At 56.8% G+C, this 308-nt stretch carries 1 protein-coding gene; it reads right to left on the reverse strand.

All coding sequences use genetic code 11. The features are described from left to right. Nucleotides 1–308 (reverse strand): Ig-like domain-containing protein (locus tag AC6CHO_RS17220; RefSeq protein WP_498216704.1); only part of this gene is annotated, 308 nt, incomplete at both ends.

The raw sequence follows: 308 nt of genomic DNA on the forward strand, positions 1-308 counted from the left end.
CCACCGGAGCCACGTAGGTGATAGTCACCGTAGCTTCAACCGGGTTACCATCCTGATCTTCAGCCGTGTAAACAACCGGAGTCGGGTTACCCTCGAAACCATCCTCAGGAGTGAAAGTGACCTTACCGTCCTCGGTAACAGTCCACACACCCTCGCCAGGAACAGTCAGCTCCTTGACCGGATTGCCCTCGGGATCCTTCAGGTTCACCGTCAACGGATCCAAGCCCTCAGAATCATTGCCCAAGACCTCAACAGTCACCGGGCCACGCTCGTTATCCAACGACTCGTCATCAGCAGCCTCAGGCAGC

Source organism: Glutamicibacter sp. GQ173, from assembly GCF_059759215.1.